Below are 1990 nucleotides of genomic sequence, written 5' to 3'. Positions count from 1 at the left end.
GGGACCGGGTCGGCTCCGGCCGTCGGTGACAACGCCGCACAGACGAGTGCCGCGCCCAGCACCGTCGCGATCCCGACCCGCACCCGACCCATCGCCCACCCCCGTGTCCGCCGATCTGCCGCTCTCAGCGTGGCAGACGCGGACCGCTTCGGTGTCCGGTTCTCAGCGGCCTTCGCGGTCGCGGCGGGCGAGTTCGGCGAACATCGCGTTGTGCGCGGCGAGTTCGGCGTCGTGGTCCCGCTCCGCGGCCCGGTCGATGCGCCGCGCGGTGCGGTCGTCGCTGCGCGACCACTGCACGAGCAGTGCGAGCATCACCAGCACCAGCGGGATCTCCCCCGCCGACCAGGCGATACCGCCGCCTGTCCTCTGATCGGAGAACAGGTCTTCGTTCCACGGAAGCGCCAGGCCGCGGTAGTACGTCTCGGCCATCACCGTGCCCATGCTCATGAGCGTGACGCCGAAGAACGCGTGGAACGGCAGCGAACCGAACACCATCGCCAGCTTCGTCACCGGCTGCACGTCCCGCGGAGACGGGTCGACGCCGATCACCACCCAGTAGAACAGGTAGCCGCTCATCAGGAAGTGCAGGTTCATCAGCACGTGCGCGGCGTGACTGTCGACGGAGGATTCGAAGATGCCGCCCAGGTACAGCGCGTAGAAGCCGCCGACGAACATCACCGACGCCACGAGCGGATGGGTGAAGAACCGTGACGGCGGGCTGTGCAGGAATTCGAGGATCCACTCGCGCGGGCCGGGCGCCCCGTCGCGGCCGGCCGGCTTGAACGCGCGCAGCGCGAGCGTCATCGCACCGCCGAGCGCGAGCAGCACGGGAGCGAGCATCGACATCGCCATGTGCGCGCCCATGTGGACGCTGAACATCGCCGGCGAGTACATCCCGACACCCGAGGAGGTCGCGACCAGCAGCACGAAGCATCCGCTGAACCAGGCGATCGCCCGGCCCACCGGCCACGAGTCGCCGCGCTTGCGCAGCGTCCACATGCCGAGCGCGTACGCGGCGGCGAGCACGACGGCCGCGGTGCCGAAGATCAGGTCGAAACGCCACGGGCCGAAGAACAGGTTCGCGAAGGTGGGCGGGCCGTCGAGGTTGTAGCCGAGCTCCACCTCGAGGACGCTCGGCGACGTCGTCGGGGCGGGCGGCGGGGTGCGGCCCAGTCCGACGGCCAGGCCGATCGTCGCCGCCAGCAGGATCGCTTCCACCGCCGCGAACCGGACCAGGGCTCCGCGGCTGGTGGGGTCGGCCTCGAGGGCCGGCAGCGCGCGGCGGCGCTGCGCCCAGCCGAGGATGCCGATCAGGATCAGGGCGACGGCCTTCGCGACGACGAGCCGTCCGTAGGTGGTGGTGAGGAGGTCGTCGAACGGCACCCGCACCGCGGAGTTGACGATGCCGCTCAGCGCCATCACCACGAACGCGATGCCGGCGACGACCGAGAACCGGCGGGCCGCGAGATCGGTGTGGTCACCGCCGCGGCGCGCATGCACGAACAACGCGAACAACCCACCGGCCCACACCGAGGCCGCCACCAGGTGCAGCACGAGGCTGTTGGTGGCCATGTCGTGCGAGCCGCCCGAGGAGGAGTGCCCGGTCAGGGCGATCGGCAGGAGCGCGATCAAGGACAGCAGCAGCAGGTAGGGCACCCACGCCCAACGCACCGCGAAACGGATCAGCATCGCCAGCACGACGGTGAGGACGAGCGTCCATGCCCACGCCGACGCGACCTCGACCTGCCCGACGGCCCGCCACATGTTCACCGGCTTGATCGCCTCCCCGAGCGGCTGCCCGGAGGTGTCCGACAGGGTCAGCGGCACCAGCAGCGCCGAGCACAGGGCCCATACGAGCGCCGCCGCCCCGGCGGTCCGCACCGACCGGTAGCCGTCGACGTCGAGCACGCCGCTGCGTTGCGGGGGCACGAGGAAGGCCGCGAAGAACAGCGAACCGATCGTGGCGACCGCGGCGATCTCCGCGACACCC

The 1990-nt window shown here is 71.1% G+C and carries 1 pseudogene; it reads right to left on the bottom strand.

Annotated elements, in window-relative coordinates:
* Positions 1 to 162: 162 nt before the first annotated feature.
* A pseudogene (locus tag I0Q12_RS28085) lies at positions 163 to 1990 on the bottom strand (cytochrome c oxidase assembly protein); the annotation flags it as partial.

Source organism: Rhodococcus sp. CX, from assembly GCF_015865005.1.
Taxonomy (GTDB): Bacteria; Actinomycetota; Actinomycetes; order Mycobacteriales; family Mycobacteriaceae; genus Rhodococcus.
The sequence above is the reverse complement of the archived record's forward strand: the minus strand, read 5'-3'. Positions and strand labels throughout refer to the sequence as shown.